The organism is Ruegeria sp. AL2, from assembly GCF_056540845.1.
Map to the genome: position 1 here is coordinate 86679 of NZ_JBQFXM010000002.1, position 16487 is coordinate 103165.

General features: G+C 57.4%; 16 protein-coding genes. 9 read left to right on the top strand and 7 right to left on the bottom strand.

The window, feature by feature from the left end; all coding sequences use genetic code 11:
• Positions 1–89 precede the first annotated feature (89 nt).
• Positions 90–998: a LysR family transcriptional regulator gene (locus ACR0ID_RS04325; protein ID WP_480604010.1), complete on the bottom strand. Its 909-nt coding sequence runs from the start codon at positions 996–998 to the stop codon at positions 90–92.
• Positions 999–1521: 523 nt separating this feature from the next.
• Between ACR0ID_RS04325 and ACR0ID_RS04330 the strand changes: the two genes are divergently transcribed.
• From ACR0ID_RS04330 to ACR0ID_RS04360, 7 genes are all read left to right on the top strand, one after another.
• Complete coding sequence (locus tag ACR0ID_RS04330; protein ID WP_480604012.1) at positions 1522–1884, top strand: methyltransferase domain-containing protein; 363 nt, start codon at positions 1522–1524, stop codon at positions 1882–1884.
• A 9-nt stretch (positions 1885–1893) separates the two neighbouring features.
• Positions 1894–2601 (top strand): IS6 family transposase, encoded by a 708-nt coding sequence (locus ACR0ID_RS04335; protein ID WP_480604014.1) that lies wholly within the window; start codon positions 1894–1896, stop codon positions 2599–2601.
• A 110-nt stretch (positions 2602–2711) separates the two neighbouring features.
• The gene (locus ACR0ID_RS04340) at positions 2712–3377 is read left to right on the top strand and encodes a Crp/Fnr family transcriptional regulator (RefSeq protein WP_480604016.1); all 666 of its coding nucleotides are present in this window, start codon (positions 2712–2714) and stop codon (positions 3375–3377) included.
• Positions 3378–3527: 150 nt separating this feature from the next.
• Positions 3528–4148, top strand: coding sequence for a hypothetical protein (locus tag ACR0ID_RS04345; RefSeq protein WP_480604018.1), 621 nt, complete (start codon positions 3528–3530; stop codon positions 4146–4148).
• Between the two features lie 92 nt (positions 4149–4240).
• Positions 4241–5125 (top strand): MBL fold metallo-hydrolase, encoded by an 885-nt coding sequence (locus tag ACR0ID_RS04350; RefSeq protein WP_480604325.1) that lies wholly within the window; start codon positions 4241–4243, stop codon positions 5123–5125.
• 15 nt (positions 5126–5140) lie between these two features.
• Positions 5141–6823 carry a bifunctional protein tyrosine phosphatase family protein/NAD(P)/FAD-dependent oxidoreductase gene (locus ACR0ID_RS04355; protein ID WP_480604020.1) on the top strand — a complete coding sequence of 561 codons (1683 nt, stop codon included), beginning with the start codon at positions 5141–5143 and terminating at the stop codon, positions 6821–6823.
• 135 nt (positions 6824–6958) lie between these two features.
• Positions 6959–8695, top strand: coding sequence for a SulP family inorganic anion transporter (locus ACR0ID_RS04360; protein ID WP_480604022.1), 1737 nt, complete (start codon positions 6959–6961; stop codon positions 8693–8695).
• A gap of 133 nt (positions 8696–8828) precedes the next feature.
• Here ACR0ID_RS04360 and ACR0ID_RS04365 read toward each other — a convergent pair whose 3' ends face one another.
• Positions 8829–9734: a LysR family transcriptional regulator gene (locus ACR0ID_RS04365; RefSeq protein ID WP_480604024.1), complete on the bottom strand. Its 906-nt coding sequence runs from the start codon at positions 9732–9734 to the stop codon at positions 8829–8831.
• A gap of 122 nt (positions 9735–9856) precedes the next feature.
• Between ACR0ID_RS04365 and cuyA the strand changes: the two genes are divergently transcribed.
• Both cuyA and cuyB read left to right on the top strand, forming a co-directional pair.
• Positions 9857–10870: a D-cysteate sulfo-lyase gene (gene cuyA, locus ACR0ID_RS04370; RefSeq protein ID WP_480604026.1), complete on the top strand. Its 1014-nt coding sequence runs from the start codon at positions 9857–9859 to the stop codon at positions 10868–10870.
• A gap of 3 nt (positions 10871–10873) precedes the next feature.
• Complete coding sequence (gene cuyB, locus ACR0ID_RS04375) at positions 10874–11581, top strand: cysteate racemase (RefSeq protein WP_480604028.1); 708 nt, start codon at positions 10874–10876, stop codon at positions 11579–11581.
• Between the two features lie 83 nt (positions 11582–11664).
• Here the strand turns inward: cuyB and ACR0ID_RS04380 are convergent, their stop codons facing one another.
• Genes ACR0ID_RS04380 through ACR0ID_RS04400 form a run of 5 tightly spaced genes read right to left on the bottom strand, consistent with a single transcriptional unit; the run spans position 11665 to position 16464 of the window.
• Positions 11665–13143 (bottom strand): aldehyde dehydrogenase, encoded by a 1479-nt coding sequence (locus tag ACR0ID_RS04380; RefSeq protein WP_480604030.1) that lies wholly within the window; start codon positions 13141–13143, stop codon positions 11665–11667.
• Between the two features lie 9 nt (positions 13144–13152).
• A complete protein-coding gene (locus ACR0ID_RS04385; RefSeq protein ID WP_480493541.1) occupies positions 13153–14187 on the bottom strand; it encodes an LLM class flavin-dependent oxidoreductase in 1035 nt (344 codons plus the stop codon).
• 3 nt (positions 14188–14190) lie between these two features.
• Positions 14191–15108, bottom strand: coding sequence for a flavin reductase family protein (locus ACR0ID_RS04390; protein WP_480604032.1), 918 nt, complete (start codon positions 15106–15108; stop codon positions 14191–14193).
• Positions 15105–15893 carry an alpha/beta fold hydrolase gene (locus ACR0ID_RS04395; protein ID WP_480476298.1) on the bottom strand — a complete coding sequence of 263 codons (789 nt, stop codon included), beginning with the start codon at positions 15891–15893 and terminating at the stop codon, positions 15105–15107. The genes ACR0ID_RS04390 and ACR0ID_RS04395 overlap by 4 nt, the downstream gene beginning before the upstream one ends.
• Entirely contained in the window at positions 15865–16464 is a 600-nt protein-coding gene (locus ACR0ID_RS04400) for an amino acid synthesis family protein (protein WP_209504371.1), read from the bottom strand. The genes ACR0ID_RS04395 and ACR0ID_RS04400 overlap by 29 nt, the downstream gene beginning before the upstream one ends.
• Positions 16465–16487 lie beyond the last annotated feature (23 nt).

Genomic DNA, 16487 nt, shown 5'->3' on the forward strand with positions numbered 1-16487 from the left:
TGTTTTTTGAGAGGATGAGCCCGACGGCCCGATATCGCAAATTCAAAAATCAGATGGTTTGGCATCGGCTTTTCCGATATGCAATGCCATCACCGGACCCCGGACGCGGTTAGTGTTTGCATCATCGTGATAAATTCCTGCGTGGATTCGGACATCCCCGCGCCCTTGCGCCAGACCAGCCCGACCTGAACCACCGGAAGCGCCCCGGATACATCCCGGCTGACGATCCGATCGCCCTCCAGAGACCAGGGGCGATAGACTAGATCGGGCAGAATCGCGACGCCCGCCCCAGTTGCTACAAGCGAGCGAACTGCCTCGACGCTTCGGGTGCGAAAGGCAAGCTTTGGCCGCTTGCCAAAGGCCGAGAGTAGCTTGACCGCCTCCTGCTCCATCTCGTCGACATCAAGTACGATCAGGGGTTCGTCCGACACATCCGGCAGCGCGATGCTATGCTGTTTGGCCAGCGGGTGATCAATGGGAAGCCACAGGCGAAAGGGCGACACCTCGAAAATCTCGGATTGAAGCGCGTGAACATTGCGCAGGTTGGTTGTCACCATAACTGCGACATCTAGCTCCCCACCGACCAGAAGATGCTCCAGATATTCCCCGGTATCCTCGATGGCGGTCACCTCAACTTCTGGGTGAAGGCGACGGAATTTCGACAGCATCTCGGACAGCACATAGCCGGCGGTCAGAGAGGTCACGCCAAGATTCAACTGCCCGCCAACGCGCTTTGAACCCTCGGCCAGCACGCGGGTCGCATTCGCAACCTCCGCCAGGATCGCGGTGACGCTGCGCTGAAACTGCCGCCCCTCCGGCGTGATGTGTAGGCCGCGGGGGTGGCGCTCGAACAGTTTCACGCCCAAGATCGCCTCAAGATCCTTGATCGCCTCAGTCACCGCGCTCTGCGAGATCGACAGCGAATGCGACGCGGCGCTGATCGAGCCCATCTCGGCAGCCGCAGCGAAATACCTGATCTGTTTCAGCGTGAAAGACATGACCCTATCCATGCACATTTCGGGACGCAATTAGAATAGGAAACCATTTAGCCAATGGTTGTTGCAGGTGGGGGTCACATCCCTTTTGTGGCGGACTTACTGGCCGAAAGTTCAGGATTATCGTATCCGGGATCGGCGGAGATACACGATGGAACCAATTTCCATGTTGCCGTGAAATCGCTAAGCGGAAGTTCGATCGCCAGGCAGCATCCGACGTTTTGGGCTCTGAACGGCCTTGTGCCCATGCGGCAATGCCATTGCGGCAGGCTGATTGAGACCGGCCATTTGCCAATCTCGCGAAGCCCCTGATTTTGCAGTGGTTCGGACGGTGCGCTACCGTTGGATGTCAATGAGCCGATGTTCAGGATGTAGGCGGCGAAATCGGAGAGAGAGCCCAAAGTACCAGATGCTGCACCTCGCGCAAATGTCCGACGGATCTCACATAAGCCGCGGCTTCAATGCAATGTTTTTTCAAATCAAGAATTGGTGCTAGCCTTTGTTCCAGTGAGGGAGGAATTGCTCAATGGGGATGGAATATGACGACGCGGCAGCAGAACGTCTAGAGGCAGTCTATCTTGGGCCAGATGTCGTTGCGCAACGAAGCGACACTATTCAAAGAATTGCCGTCCAAGACGGAGAAACCGTTCTTGATATTGGAAGTGGGCCAGGATTTCTTGCTGCCGCCATCGCCGATCAAGCTGGCCCCCAAGGGAAAGTGGTCGGCGTCGATATCTCACAGCAAATGGTTGACCGCGCCGGTCGAAGAAATGAGCGCGACTGGCTCAGCTATAAATGCGCGGATGCTACCGACCTGCCATTTGAGGACAACTCTTTCGATGGTTTTGTCAGAAGAATTTGGCTTGAGGCGGGCAGGGCGGTTGCATAGCTTTTTCCCATGACCAGACCTGCCTCATTCAAATACTTCAAAACCAGCCCCGAGATAATCCGCCTTGCGGTGATGCTGTATATCCGTTTTCCGCTCTCGCTTCGAAATGTCGAAGATCTGTTACACGAGCGAGGCATCGACGTGAGCCACGAAACTGTCCGATATTGGTGGAACAGGTTTGGCCCTATGTTTGCATCAGAGATCCGAAGAAAGCGTGTTCAGCAACTCAGAGCCTTTTCAAAATCGAAGTGGCACGTTGACGAGGTTTTCGTGAAGGTGAATGGCAAGCGGCATTATCTTTGGCGGGCTGTGGATCATGAAGGCGAGGTGCTGGAAGCCGTTGTTACCAAACGCCGAAACAAAGCTGCAGCGCTGAAATTCCTCAAGAAATTGATGAAGCGACATGGTTGCGCCGAAGAGATCGTCACAGATCGCTTCGCTTCCTACATGGCTGCGCTCAGAGAAATGGGCGCGCTCGAAAAACAACAGACGGGAAGGTGGCTCAACAACCGCGTCGAGAATTCGCACCTGCCGTTTCGACGACGCGAACGCGCGATGCAGCGTTTCAGGCGAATGCGAAGTTTGCAGAAATTCGCCTCCGTCCATTCCTCTGTCTACAATCACTTCAACCAGGAAAGATCGCTAGCCAGTCGAGACACCTTCAAGCTGACCCGCACCGCTGCTCTCGCCGAGTGGCGTCAACTTTGTTCCGGATAGGTTCGCGGTTTCCGCGGCAAACTGAGACTGGTTCGAATTCGTCTGACAGCACCGTTGAACCGTATCGCGCCGATTGAGGAGGGCATTGTGGCACCCATGCGCAACGCAAGATGACAATTTTGGACTGGACTGAGCGATTTCACGGGACAAGCCGCCTTCCGAAGGCTGTGCGTGAAAGGTTACGTACGGCGGCCCGTATTGTGCGGTGCCCAAAAGGCGCTCAGGTATTCGGCCCTGACAACGTCCCCGACAGCCTGTTGTTCTTGTATGACGGACGGATCCGCGTTTCTCAAAGTTCGGATTCGGGCCGCGAGATCGTGCTCTATCGGGTCGAGGCGGGGGAAAGCTGTGTGCTGACGACGGCCTGCATGCTGGCAGAAGAAGCATATAACGCTGAAGGTATTGCCGAAACCGACGTAACGGCGGTGACCTTGCCGAAACATGCCTTTGACCGTCTGGTCTCGGAAGAAGACGCATTTCGTGAGTTTGTGTTCGAGGCCTATTCGCGCCGGCTGATTGATCTGTTGCGGGTAGTCGATGACGTGGCATTCGGGCACTTGGATATTCGCCTTGCTGAACGCCTTCTGGTTCTGTCCGGGGGTCGGGAAGACATTCAGGCAACGCATCAGCAACTCGCCAGCGAACTGGGCACCGCGCGTGAAGTCGTATCGCGGATTTTGCAGGACTTTCAAAAACGCGAGATGATTACACAATCGCGGGGGCGCATTGCGATAACCAACAAGGCGGCTTTGGAACAGTTGGCTCAAAGCACCTGACCATTTCGGGAAATTTTCCGGTTTCGTGACTTTGTCACTGAAGTCGGGGTTTCAAAGTTATATTTACTCCTCAACTTTTCATACCGCCATGGTGATTGCAGGTCTCACGCGAAGGCCGGATGAGGGTTGGCAGAAACGGAGGAGACAAAGATGAATGACCGCAATCCCGCCCGGACGTTCGGCGGCATCGCCATTGCGTTGCTTGTTGCTGCTTTGGTCGGCGCGGCTGGCAGTTACATCTTTCTGATGTCCGGGCACGGGCATCGCCAGGGAATGACCGGTGAACGGGCAGAGCATCGTCATGGTGCAGACGGGCAAGGCCACGACGAGGTCAACATGCCGGGGCTGAGGGGCGAGAACGCGACGCCCGAGGAAAGCGCCGAGCTGGCTGTGATGTTCCGCAATTTCGATACGATCACACGCGAGGTTGAAAACCTTCCCAACGGTATTCGCACTGTCACAAGATCTTCCGACCCGGATGTCATGGATGCTCTGGTCTCCCATGTTGCCGAGATGATCGATCGGGTGAGTCGCAAGGATGATCCGATGATCATCATTCAGAGCCCGACCCTCGACATATTTTTTCAACATGGCGACAAGATCACCTCGGATATCGAAGTGACCTCTGAAGGGATCGTAGTGGTGCAAACATCTGACGATCCGGAAATAGCCAAAGCCATGCATATCCATGCGGCCGAAGTGAGCGCGATGGCGGATCGCGGCATGGACGCCGTCCACGAAATGATGATGACACGCGGCGGAAACGGGTAACGGATCCGTGCCAGTTAGGAGGCAAGATCATGAATGATCAGAAGTCGATCGAGATACACAACCAGAAAATGGCCGACGCGATAGCGACGCCGATTGGAAGCTACCCGGTGGATCTGAGCGTGAAGCCCGATGTTCAGGGTTTTTACGACGAGGCGACCGCGACGATCAGTTATATTGTTGCGGACCCGACCTCGAATGCCTGTGCGATTATCGACAGTGTCATGGATATTGATTATGCCGCTGGCCGCATTACGTTTGGCCATGCCGACATGCTGATTGCCGAGGTTGAGAAGAGGGGCCTCAAGCTGGAATGGATCATTGAGACCCACGCCCATGCCGACCACCTGTCAGCCGCGCCTTACATCCAGAAAAAGCTGGGCGGCAAGATCGGCATCGGTGAAAACATCAAGATCGTGCAAGACGTGTTTGGCAAGATCTTCAATGAAGGCACCGAGTTTCAGCGGGACGGCAGCCAGTTTGACGCCCTGTTCGTCGATGGCATGACCTACAAGATCGGCAACATGACCGCCTTTACCATGCATACGCCGGGCCACACACCCGCCTGCATGGTGCATGTTGTCGGGGATGCAGCCTTTGTGGGCGACACGTTGTTCATGCCTGACGGTGGCTCGGCGCGGGCCGATTTCCCCGGGGGCGACGCGGGGACGTTATATGACTCGATTCACAAGGTGCTCAGCCTGCCGGACGAAACCCGGCTATTCATGTGTCACGATTATGGTCCCAACGGGCGTGACATCCAGTGGGAAACCACGGTGGCCGAGGAGAAGGCCCACAACATTCACGTGGGCGGCGGCAAGACAAGGGACGAGTTCATCAAAATGCGGTCCGAGCGCGACGCGACGCTGGCAATGCCGACACTGATCGTCCCCTCGATTCAGGTCAACATCCGGGCGGGCGGCATTCCAACGGACCAGGACGGGAACCAGATGCTCAAAGTCCCAGTCAACAAGCTCTGAACGCAAGAGGCACCCATGGACATCAGAAAGATATCAGGCGCAGTTTCGGTGTCGCCGCAGATTACGCCAAATGACATCGAGGCGATAAAAGACGCGGGCTTTCGTGCCATCATTTGCAACCGTCCCGATGGCGAAGGTGCCGATCAGCCGACTTTCGAGGAGATCGAGGTAGCTGCGGAAAAACTGGGTCTCGAGGTGCGCTATGTTCCAGTGCAAACCGGGATCGTCAGGGACGAGGACGCCGAGGCCTTTGGCAGCGCGCTGACCGAGTTGCCGGGTCCGGTTCTGGCCTATTGCCGGACCGGCACGCGCTCGGCCACTTTGTGGTCGTTGAACGAGGCGGCGCACAAGCGTCCGGTATCCGAGATCCTGTCAGCCACCAAGGTCGCCGGTTATGACATGAGCGGCGTCGCCCGCCGCATTGCCAATGGTGGGAAAACGCCGACCGACACGGGCGACGCATCCTTCGACGTGGTTATCGTGGGCGGTGGGGCAGGCGGTATTGCCACTGCGGCCAGCCTGCACGCGCGCAAATCCGACCTGTCGATCGCCATCATTGATCCGTCTGACGTGCATTATTATCAGCCCGGCTGGACTTTGGTGGGCGGGGGTGTCTTCTCAGCAGAACAGACCGCCAAGACGATGGGATCCCTGATCCCGCGCGGGGTGAAGTGGATCAAGGCGGCAGTTGCTGCCTTCGAGCCGCTGAACAATGCCGTTATTCTGGATGGCTGTCGGGTGGTGAAATACGACCGTCTTGTCGTGTCTCCGGGGCTCAAGCTGGACTGGAGCGCGGTCGAAGGGCTGGAAGAAACCTTGGGCCGCAACGGGGTGACCTCGAACTACCGCTATGACCTGGCGCCCTACACCTGGCAGCTTGTCGAAGGGCTTAAGGAGGGCCGGGCGCTGTTCACGCAGCCGCCGATGCCGATCAAATGCGCGGGTGCGCCACAAAAAGCCCTATATCTGTCGGGCGATGCGTGGTTCCGGCGCGGTGTTCTGAAGGATATCGACATCCAGTTCATGAACGCTGGCGGTGTGCTGTTCGGGGTCAAGGACTATGTCCCGGCGTTGATGGAATACGTCAGGAAATACGACGCCTCGCTGAATTTCTTTCACAATCTGGTGTCGGTAGATGGGGCGGCGAAAAAAGCGACCTTTAAGGTTGCAGTGCCCGACGCCGAGCCGGATTTGGTCACGGTCGAGTTTGACATGATGCATGTCTGCCCGCCACAGGTCGCGCCGGACTTTATTCGCGTGTCGCCGCTGGCGGACGCGGCGGGCTGGGTCGATGTTGATCAGGCGACACTGCGCCACAAGAGCTTCGACAATATCTGGTCGCTGGGCGACGTGATGAACGCGCCCAACGCCAAAACCGCGGCGGCGGCGCGTAAACAGGCACCGACCGTGGCCGATAATATCGTGGCCGACATTCAGGGCCGCGGCCCGGTTGCCGCCTATGACGGCTATGGCTCGTGCCCGTTGACGGTCGAGCGTGGCAAGATCGTTCTGGCCGAGTTCGCTTATGGTGGAGTGATGACACCCAGCTTCCCGAAATTCCTGATCGACGGAACCAAACCCAGCCGGTTGGCGTGGCTGTTGAAAGAGAAGCTGCTGCCGCCGATCTACTGGTCCGCGATGCTGAAGGGCAAAGAGTGGTTGGCCAAGCCCGAACCACTGAAGGTGGCGACCGATTAACTCCCTTCGAAACTGACACCGGAAGAACCGGTGTTAGATCTGGCCTGTCCCGCCTTCACTAAATGTGCGACGGGCCACGGTATGGCGGTCAGAGCCTTCCGCGCTCTGGCCGCCGCTTTCTCAGGACGTGAACCCATGCAGAGCCTTTTACGTTTCCTTCCTATTCTGGACTGGGGTCGCCAGTATAGACGTGCGTCGCTGTCGAATGATCTGATCGCAGCTGTGATCGTCACGATCATGCTGATCCCACAGTCCTTGGCCTATGCCTTGCTGGCAGGGTTGCCGCCTGAGGCCGGGATCTATGCTTCGATTCTACCGATCATCCTTTATGCAGTTTTTGGCACCAGCCGGGCTTTGGCGGTGGGGCCGGTGGCGGTTGTGTCGCTGCTGACAGCCAGCGCCGTGGGGCAGGTGGCCGAGCAGGGCACAGCTGGATACATGGTGGCGGCACTGACACTGGCTTTCCTCTCGGGTGGGTTTCTGGTGCTGCTGGGCGTTTTTCGACTGGGCTTTCTGGCCAATTTCCTCAGCCATCCTGTCATCGCTGGCTTCATCACCGCGTCGGGTGTCCTGATAGCGACCAGCCAGTTAAAGCACATTCTGGGTGTCAGCGCGCATGGGCATACCCTGCCGGGGATGCTGGGTTCAATCTTCGAAAACCTTGGGCAGACCAATTGGCTGACGGTAATCATCGGCGTGCTGGCCACTGCGTTCCTGTTTTGGGTGCGCAAGAACCTCAAACCCGCGTTGCGGCGCATGGGGGTGACGCCCTTGCTGGCTGACGTGCTGACCAAGGCCGGACCAGTGGCTGCCGTGGTGGTGACCACAGTTGTCGTCTGGGGGTTCGGGCTGGATGCGCAGGGCGTCAAGATCGTCGGCGACGTGCCTCAGAACCTGCCGCCACTGACTTTGCCGGGGCTGTCCTCGGACCTCATCGGTGCATTGCTGGTGCCTGCGATCCTGATCTCGATCATCGGTTTTGTCGAAAGCATCTCGGTTGCGCAGACGCTGGCTGCCAAGAAACGCCAGCGCGTGGACCCCGATCAGGAGTTGATCGGTCTGGGCGCAGCCAACCTGGGCGCGGCGTTTACCGGCGGCTTTCCGGTCACCGGCGGGTTCTCACGCTCGGTCGTGAACTTCGATGCGGGGGCGGAAACCCCGGCGGCAGGCATATATACCGCTGGTGGTCTGGCGATTGCCGCGCTGTTCCTGACACCGCTGGTGTACTTTTTGCCCAAGGCCACCCTGGCCGCGACGATCATTGTTGCGGTGCTAAGCCTTGTGGACACGTCGATCCTGAAAAAGACCTGGGGATATTCGCGCGCCGATTTTACCGCCGTAGCCGCCACCATCGTTTTGACTTTGCTGGCCGGGGTCGAAACCGGTGTGGCCAGCGGCGTGGCGATTTCGATCCTTCTGCATCTCTACAAAACCTCGCGCCCGCATGTGGCCGAGGTCGGGCTTGTGCCGGGCACGCAGCACTTCCGCAATATCAATCGCCACAAAGTCGACACCGAGCCGTCACTTGTGACGCTGCGGGTGGATGAAAGCCTGTATTTCGTGAACGCCCGTTTCCTCGAAGATCTGATCCAGGCGCGTGTGACCGAGGGTTGCGAAATCCGCAACGTGGTTTTGATGTTCTCGGCGGTGAACGAGGTCGACTTTTCAGCCCTCGAAAGCCTTGAGGCCATCAACCACCGCCTGCGTGACATGGGCGTTGGTCTGCACTTGTCCGAAGTCAAAGGCCCCGTCATGGACCGCTTGAAACAGTCGCATTTCCTCGACGACCTCAACGGACAAATCTTTCTCGCCCAGTACGACGCATGGCAGCGGTTGACCGCACCGGACAGGGTAACATCAGCGGCAGAGTAACCAGAGCCGAATTAGGGCCAGAATCCCGTGAGAAGTTCCGATGCGGGCTTAATACTCGGGTTCACCTTGAATAGGTGGGCTGCCTTGGGCCGCACTCATTTGCATTCCGGAAGTGGTTTACTTCGACGTCAGATCAATAATGCAACGTAGCGAAATCGAATGGAAGCGCATCAAAGCTTTGCCAGATTTGCTCACAATATTCGGACTGAGCAACTGCAAAACGAACCATCCTGATTGTCAGTTCCTGTGAAGGAAGTGTGCTGTCAGCGCGTTGAAGCTGACCTGTTGCCAGGGACGCAGCAACCAGGGAATGAGGTAACCAGGCAACGCCAATTCCATTCAGGGCATATTGTTGCATCGCAAATGTCAGGGCCGTTTCAGCTCTGGCCACAAGTGTGGTTTCCTCTGGTAATCGCGGCGCGATTTTCCGAGCGAAAACTTGCCCCAGAAACACATCGGACGGATAGCCTATGACCGGAAGTGCCGCGCTGGTGATTTTGTTGCGAACAGAGGGTGCGCAAACGGGAATCAAAGTGTCCGCGCCAAGTGTCTTGGCTTCGAATGCGTCACCAACACTGCTTATTTCGTCGCCCGGGATCGAATACATGATCGCGAAATCGACCTGTTTTGAGATCAGGTTCAAAAGACATTCGTCCTGGTTCCCCGATCGCACGTGAATTGAGATATCGTCATTCTCGGTCAGCGTTTGCACGATCCTTGGCGAAATCGTGGTCGTCAAAGCATGTTGGCACACAAACGACAGTGACTTCCCGGTTTGGTCATTCGCTGTCTTCAGCACATGTCGCAGTTTGTGCAGCCGCGTACTAAGCTCTCTCAGTTCGGGCTCCAATGACTGAATGCCAGGCATAAGTGATACGGGCTTGCGGCGGCGGTCAAACAGGGTGGCTCCGACGCTGTTTTCGATAAGCCGTATACGCCGGGTGAAGGCCGATTGAGTGAGAAGCCGCTTTTCAGCGGCTCGTGTCAACGAACCGCCATCCAAAACAGCCAAAATGTCATCGATCCATTCCAAGCGCATGGGGTTTAAATAGACCAAGCATTTCTAATATGCAATTCATGCAAGTTATGAGTTGAATTTCGAATTAGATACGCGGTTCAAGCGATGATAAATTGCCAAAAGTCAATGTTAGGAGCCTCCACATGCATCTCGCCCGCTTTCCCCGTGTGCACCTTGCCCATCTGCCGACGCCGTTGGAGCCGATGAAGAGGCTGTCCAAAGAACTGGGGGTGGAAATCTGGATCAAACGCGATGACTGCACCGGTATGTCGACCGGTGGCAACAAGACCCGAAAGCTGGAATTCCTGATGGCCGAAGCCGAGGCGCAGGGCGCGGATATGGTCATGACGCAAGGGGCGACACAAACCAACCACGGCCGACAGACAGCCGCTTTTGCAGCCAAGCTGGGATTTGATTGCCATATTCTGCTGGAAGATCGCACCGGTTATCAGGACGGAAACTACAACACCAACGGCAATGTCCTGCTGGATCACCTCCACGGTGCAACCACCGAGAAATTTCCCGGCGGGCATGACATGCCGGCCGAGATGGAAAAAGCAGCAGAAAAGAAAAGGGCAGAGGGGCGCAACGTCTACCTCATCCCCGGTGGTGGATCAAATCCGACAGGTGTCCTTGGCTATGTGAACGCAGCTTTTGAGCTTTTGGGCCAAGCCAACGACCGCGGTTTAAGAATTGACCGGCTGGTGCACGCGACCGGCTCTTCGGGAACGCAGGCGGGGTTGGTGACCGGTATGTGCGCCATGAACGCGAAGGTGCCGGTTTTGGGGATCGGGACCCGGGCGCCCCAACTTAAACAAGAACAGATGGTTTACGATCTTGCCTGTAAAACAGCCGAGAAGCTGGGATGTGCAGGCGTCGTGAACCGCGAAGACGTGATGGCCAATACAGATTACGTCGGACAGGGTTACGGCTTGCCTACCGAAAGTGGTATCGAGGCAATCCGGATGTTCGCCGAGCTGGAGGGGATACTTTTGGATCCCTGCTATTCGGCAAAAGGTGCGGCAGGTCTTATTGATCTTGCACGCAAAGGCGAGTTCCAGGACCAGCGTGTCGTATTCCTGCATACCGGCGGTGCAGCGGCGCTGGGGGGGTATGACTTTGTGTTTGACTATCAGAACCGCTGGGTCAATATCTGACCAATGACGCGGGCCCCGATCGGTATTCTTGGTGGCATGGGTCCCGAGGCGACTATCCTCCTCCAGCGCAAGTTGGTGGAGGCTGTGCCTGCAAACGACGATCGCGACCATATCCCGTTGTTGATCGATATGAACCCGCAGGTGCCGTCTCGCATTTCTCACTTGATTGACGGAACGGGCGCGGATCCGGGGCCTGTGCTTGCCGCGATGGCACGTCGTCTTCAAGCTGCCGGGGCTGTGGCATTGGCCATGCCGTGCAACACTGCACATTACTATGCTGCTGCGATTACGGATGCCGCGACTATTCCCTTGTTGAACATGGTGGAACTGGCAGTGGATCGTGCCGACCGGACAATCGGACCGGGTGGGTGTATCGGGATGCTGGCGTCGCCCGCGCTGCGGCGCGTAGGTCTTTTCGACACCGCGTTTCAAGCGCGGGGAATGTCAGTTGTCTGGCCAGCAGATGAGGGCAAGATGCTTGCAGCCATCCGCAGGATCAAGGCCGGTGATCCTTACAATGAGGCACGCGAAACTCTGAATACCGTATCTGCGGAACTGATTGGTGCCGGGGCAGATATGCAACTTATCGCGTGTTCAGAGCTGTCGTTAATCGCCGACAGTGTCGCCGCGGACGTAATAGCCGTTGATACGATTGACCTGTTGGTTGATGCGATCATCGCGTTTTCCCAAGCAAATCGCACCCACTCTTGATCCTGCTGAAAGTGGGGCAAGTGATAAGGCTGGAAGGCAGCGCTGCTGTGCAGTTGTGATCGTTGATCGTCTTGCAGATCACCTCAGCGCATAACAAATGGGTTCGACATCGGTTTGTCCGATGTATTCAGCCAAACGGTCTTGGTTCGCGTGTAATCGTGAATGGCCTCCAATCCCGCTTCCCTGCCATAACCGGATTGATTGAAACCGCCAAAGGGCGCGATGGGTGAGACGGCGCGGTAGGTGTTGATCCAGCAGATGCCCGATTTCAGGCGTGATGAAACACGGTGAGCACGGGCGACATTTTCGGTGAAGATACCCGAGCCAAGCCCGAACGGCGTGTCATTGGCCAGGGCGATTGCCTCTTCTTCAGTGTCGAAGGGCAGCAAGGACATGACGGGGCCGAACATTTCCACCTTCAGGGTCTCCGTCTCGGCATTGGTGCATTCCACCAGCGTTGGGGCCATGAAATAACCTGACCGATCCAGTGGCGCGCCACCGAAACGAATACGTGCGCCCTGTTCCTTGGCCTTGGCCAGCGTCGCCTGAATTCTGACAATCTGAGCTTTTGTGCACAGCGGGCCAATGTGTGTTTCAGGTTTCAATGGATCGCCGATGACAATGCCCGTCATCTTTTCTTCGATTTTGGCGATAAGGGATTCCATAAGGGGGCGATGGATCAGCCCGCGCGATCCTGCGACGCAGCTTTGACCTGAAGCGCCGAAATTACCCGCGATCAGTCCGTTGGCCGCACCATCCAGATTGGCATCATCGAAAACTATGATCGGGGATTTTCCACCCAATTCCAACGTGGTTACAGCAAAGTTTTCCGCCGAGTTGCGCACCACATGGCGCGCCGTTTCCGGCCCGCCAGTAAACGCGATGCGGTCCACGTCAGGGTGTCGGGTGAGAGGGATCGCACAGTTCTCGGCGTCCCCGGTAATGACGGAAACGACGCCGGGTGGGAATCCCGCTTTGTCAATCAAGCGGGCGAACTCCAGCATTGGGGCGGGCGCAATCTCTGATGCCTTCAGCACAACCGAGCACCCCGCGGCCAGAGCTGGCCCAAGCTTGGTAGCCGTCAGAAACATCTGCGCGTTCCAGGGGACAATTGCGACCACCACGCCAATGGGCTCGCGCCGCGTAAAGACATGCATGTCCGGTTTGTCGATCGGCAGGACCGCGCCTTCGATTTTGTCCGCCAGCCCCGCATAGTAGCGATAATAATCGCCGACATAAGCCGTTTGGGTCGCGGTTTCCGCCAGCAGCTTGCCGCTGTCCTTCGTCTCGACCTCGCCAAGGCGTCCTGCGTTCTGTTCGATCAGTTCCGCAAGCCGGAACAACAGTTTGCCACGCGCGGTTTGCGTCATGTCCCGCCACGCCGGTTCGTCAAGTGACCGGCGCGCTGCAGAAACGGCACGCTCTACGTCTTCGGGTGCGGCGCAGGCGAAACTGGCCCATTCCTCGCCCGTCGCGGGGTTCAATGAGGTCATCACTTGCCCACGTGCCCCTTCGGTCCAAGTGCCGTCGATAAAAAGCTGGAAATGTGGCTTATGGTGCATTGCGGCCCCTTACTGAAACTTTGGCATTACATCGTCGATGAAACGGGCAAGCGATGCGCGTTTGCGTTCGAAGCTCATGCCGCTGTCGATCCAAAACGAGTATTCATCATATCCAAGGTCTTCATAGCGTTTCAGACGCTCTGTCACTCCGTCTGCTGTGCCGATTGTCAGATCGCGTGCAAGGTTTTCGGGTGCCATCATTGCGTTGGCTGCCATTTCTTCTTCGGTCAGAGCCTGAATCAATCCCTGTCGGACTGGTCGCTTGTTTTGGAACCACGCGCCGAAATAGTTGTAGAACCGGGACAAATCCCGCGCAGCCCGATCCAGTTCAGCGTCATCGCGCCCGACATAGGTGTGGTGAAGCAGCATGATCTTGGGGCGCGCTCCGCCGTGATTGGCGCAGGCGGTCTCAAAACGGGTCATCAGTGTCTCGATTTCTTCGATGCCTTGCCAGAGCGGGGTGACCTGAATGTTGAACCCGTTCTGAACACCGAACTCGTGGCTGTTCGGATCCCGCGCGGCAATCCAGATGGGTGGCCCGCCGAGCTGCACCGGCTTTGGCGCCGAACTGGTGGCGGGAAACTGAAAGAACGCTCCGTCATGCGCGCAGTCGCCTTCCCACAATTTGGGCAGCAGAGGAGCGATCTCTCGCATTCGCTGACCGGCGGTCCATGCGTCCAGACCGGGCATAAGCCGCTCATATTCATAAGAGTAGGCACCGCGCGCTATGCCCAGTTCGATCCGGCCACCGGTCATGATATCCGCCGCGGCTGCCTCTCCCGCCAGTTTGATCGGATGCCAGAACGGTGCGATCACAGTGCCGGTGCCAAGGCGCACGTTTTTGGTATGATGCGCGATGTCCACCAGCGACATCAGCGGGTTGGGTGCGATGGTGAAATCCATCCCGTGGTGTTCACCGGTCCAGACCGCACGCATCCCTGCCTGATCAGCCATCTTGCACAGCTCGATGAACTCTTCATACAACTTCTCATGCGACTCTTCGGGGCCCAGCCGTTCCATATGGGCAAAAAGGGAAAACTCCATTCCTCAGGTCCTTTCCGACAGGCTGTGCACATCGCCCCGCTGGGCGTCACCCAGATAAAGCGAGAAATTGCGGGTTCGGCTTTCCAGCGCAAAACGAGCCATCATGGTGGCGATGGGTGCTGACGCGTAAGGCAGGGTCGCCAGGTCTTTGGTTGCGACTGCGTGAAACGGGCCATGCCGGGGCAGGGCGGGCGCAGACGCAAGAATGTAAACATGGTGCGTGGTGGCATCGTCATAGACGGAATACGCGACGCCAAGGCGCGCATTGATACCCCTTGCCGTCAGGTTCTGCATAAGGCTGCTTCGCAGATCTTGCCGATCTGACAGCGTAACTTGCGGCGGGCGGAAACCGGCATCTGTTTTCTCCAGAAAGACGTGCCCGTCCTGTTCGATGATCGCGCCACAGACCACATTTCGCCCGGATGGTTCCAGCGCGCCACGCTCCAGTCCGAGGCTGAAATACTGCCCGTTCGCATAGCCAAGTCCGGTGGCATCGTCCTGAGAATACGTTTCGACCTGACCGATCAAAACGCAATGGTCGCCGGCTTCGACAACCTGATGAGTGCGGCAGGAAAACGTTGCGACTGCCCCCCTGATCAAAGGGACGTCATTCTTATCAAAGTAGTGATCGACTTTGGCAAATCGATCACCTTTGAACCCGGCAAACGTATTGGATACGTTTTCCTGCCCCTCGGCCAGAATGTTCACCGCGAAACGGGCGCAGGTTGCAAAAACGTCGAAAGAAGACAGGTTTTTTCCCGGACAGACCAAAAGCAGCGGCGGGTCGAGAGAAACCGAAGTGAAGGAATTGGCCGTAAAGCCAAGTGTATTGCCTACGTCATCACACGTCGTCACAACCGTCACACCGGTCATGAACCGACCGAATGCACGACGAAGGTCACGAGGATCAAGCGCGGTCATGGGCGCAGCTCACTCAGAAAGCTGGAAATCGCAGCGTTGACCTGATCTGCATGCGTCATCGGCATCATATGTGCAGCGCCTTCAATGATTTGCGCGCGCCCGTTCATCGCGGCGTCCGCCATGGCGCGTGACATCTCCGGGGTTGAATTGGGCTCAAGACTGCCGGTTAGAAAAAGCGCCGGGCAGCTTAGTTTCTCCAACGCATCGCGTCGGGGGCACTGGCTGTGGGCGAAGACGGAATAGGCCGTTTTATACGCAGCCGGGTCCATGGCCGTCAGCCATCTACGGCAGGCATCGCGCTCAGCCGAGGCGACATCTCCGAACCATCGATGCAATGTGCTGGTGGGATCAGCGATCGTCTTGCCATCCAGCTGCGCCGCACGGTCGCGCACGGCCTGTGCCGCATTCGCGGCTCTCTCAAAAACCGCGTTCAATGCGACGACCCCACAAACCCGGTCTGACGCTTTGGTGGCAACATCAAGCGCGATCATGGCCCCCATCGAGTGGCCAACCAAAACGACCGCTCCACTCATGCAGTCCAGAACACCCCGAGCCGCTTCGGTGTACGCCGAAAGCCCGATGCTGAGGTCAGTTAATGGGCTGTTTCCGTGACCGGGCATGTCCGGAGCGGTCATGCAACCCTCGGACTCAAGCCCGTCCAATTGCGCACCCCAGGCTTCAGCCCGTAAACCAACACCATGCAACAGAAGGATATTCTGACCCGAACCAGTCTGGATAGCCGCCAGCCCGCCGATCTCAGACCGCGGCCGGGTTGTCCAGGTCATGGCCCAAATCCTTGAGATCCTGATAACGGTCACCGATACGGTGGTGCGGTCTGCCCGAGGTTGCTGCGCCTAATACGACCACAACTTCGTCATCGCGCGGTGCGTCAGAAATTGAGAACTGAATTGTCAGGTAGTGCGACCTCCGCCCGGCATCGTTTTTATCCATCAACGGCACCATGATCGGCGCATTTGCCGGACCACGTGTGTTGGTGAACGCCAGATAGGATTTCGCACCGACGGCCTCACGGTAGTGATTGCCAAAGCGCAACGTGTGAATAAGGCCCGAAGCGTGCTCGACCTCACCATTCAGCCCGACCACGGCGGCTTTGCCATAGGCTTCGATTGCCTCACCACTCCCGGCCAGTTTGATCATACGTTTCGTCATCATCTCACCCAGAACAGGGCCATAGGCCTGTATCTCGGGTTTAAGGTCTTCCACAAACCGTCCTGCCCAGGGGTTGTGAACCACTGCGGCCACGGCAAACATGCGCCATGGGGTTTTGGCGGCTCGGAAGCCCTCGACAAGGACCTCCTCATCGTAGGTGACGATCTTACGTATTTCCGGTTGCATCAAAGCTCTCCTGTCGCGCTCGC

What these genes read in the sequence shown, in the direction of transcription:
- ACR0ID_RS04325 (WP_480604010.1), bottom strand. Translation starts at nt 998, where the DNA reads ATGTCTTTCACGCTGAAACAGATCAGGTATTTCGCTGCGGCTGCCGAG.
- ACR0ID_RS04330 (WP_480604012.1), top strand. Translation starts at nt 1,522, where the DNA reads ATGGGGATGGAATATGACGACGCGGCAGCAGAACGTCTAGAGGCAGTC.
- ACR0ID_RS04335 (WP_480604014.1), top strand. Translation starts at nt 1,894, where the DNA reads ATGACCAGACCTGCCTCATTCAAATACTTCAAAACCAGCCCCGAGATA.
- ACR0ID_RS04340 (WP_480604016.1), top strand. Translation starts at nt 2,712, where the DNA reads ATGACAATTTTGGACTGGACTGAGCGATTTCACGGGACAAGCCGCCTT.
- ACR0ID_RS04345 (WP_480604018.1), top strand. Translation starts at nt 3,528, where the DNA reads ATGAATGACCGCAATCCCGCCCGGACGTTCGGCGGCATCGCCATTGCG.
- ACR0ID_RS04355 (WP_480604020.1), top strand. Translation starts at nt 5,141, where the DNA reads ATGGACATCAGAAAGATATCAGGCGCAGTTTCGGTGTCGCCGCAGATT.
- ACR0ID_RS04360 (WP_480604022.1), top strand. Translation starts at nt 6,959, where the DNA reads ATGCAGAGCCTTTTACGTTTCCTTCCTATTCTGGACTGGGGTCGCCAG.
- ACR0ID_RS04365 (WP_480604024.1), bottom strand. Translation starts at nt 9,734, where the DNA reads ATGCGCTTGGAATGGATCGATGACATTTTGGCTGTTTTGGATGGCGGT.
- cuyA (WP_480604026.1), top strand. Translation starts at nt 9,857, where the DNA reads ATGCATCTCGCCCGCTTTCCCCGTGTGCACCTTGCCCATCTGCCGACG.
- cuyB (WP_480604028.1), top strand. Translation starts at nt 10,874, where the DNA reads ATGACGCGGGCCCCGATCGGTATTCTTGGTGGCATGGGTCCCGAGGCG.
- ACR0ID_RS04380 (WP_480604030.1), bottom strand. Translation starts at nt 13,143, where the DNA reads ATGCACCATAAGCCACATTTCCAGCTTTTTATCGACGGCACTTGGACC.
- ACR0ID_RS04385 (WP_480493541.1), bottom strand. Translation starts at nt 14,187, where the DNA reads ATGGAGTTTTCCCTTTTTGCCCATATGGAACGGCTGGGCCCCGAAGAG.
- ACR0ID_RS04390 (WP_480604032.1), bottom strand. Translation starts at nt 15,108, where the DNA reads ATGACCGCGCTTGATCCTCGTGACCTTCGTCGTGCATTCGGTCGGTTC.
- ACR0ID_RS04395 (WP_480476298.1), bottom strand. Translation starts at nt 15,893, where the DNA reads ATGACCTGGACAACCCGGCCGCGGTCTGAGATCGGCGGGCTGGCGGCT.
- ACR0ID_RS04400 (WP_209504371.1), bottom strand. Translation starts at nt 16,464, where the DNA reads ATGCAACCGGAAATACGTAAGATCGTCACCTACGATGAGGAGGTCCTT.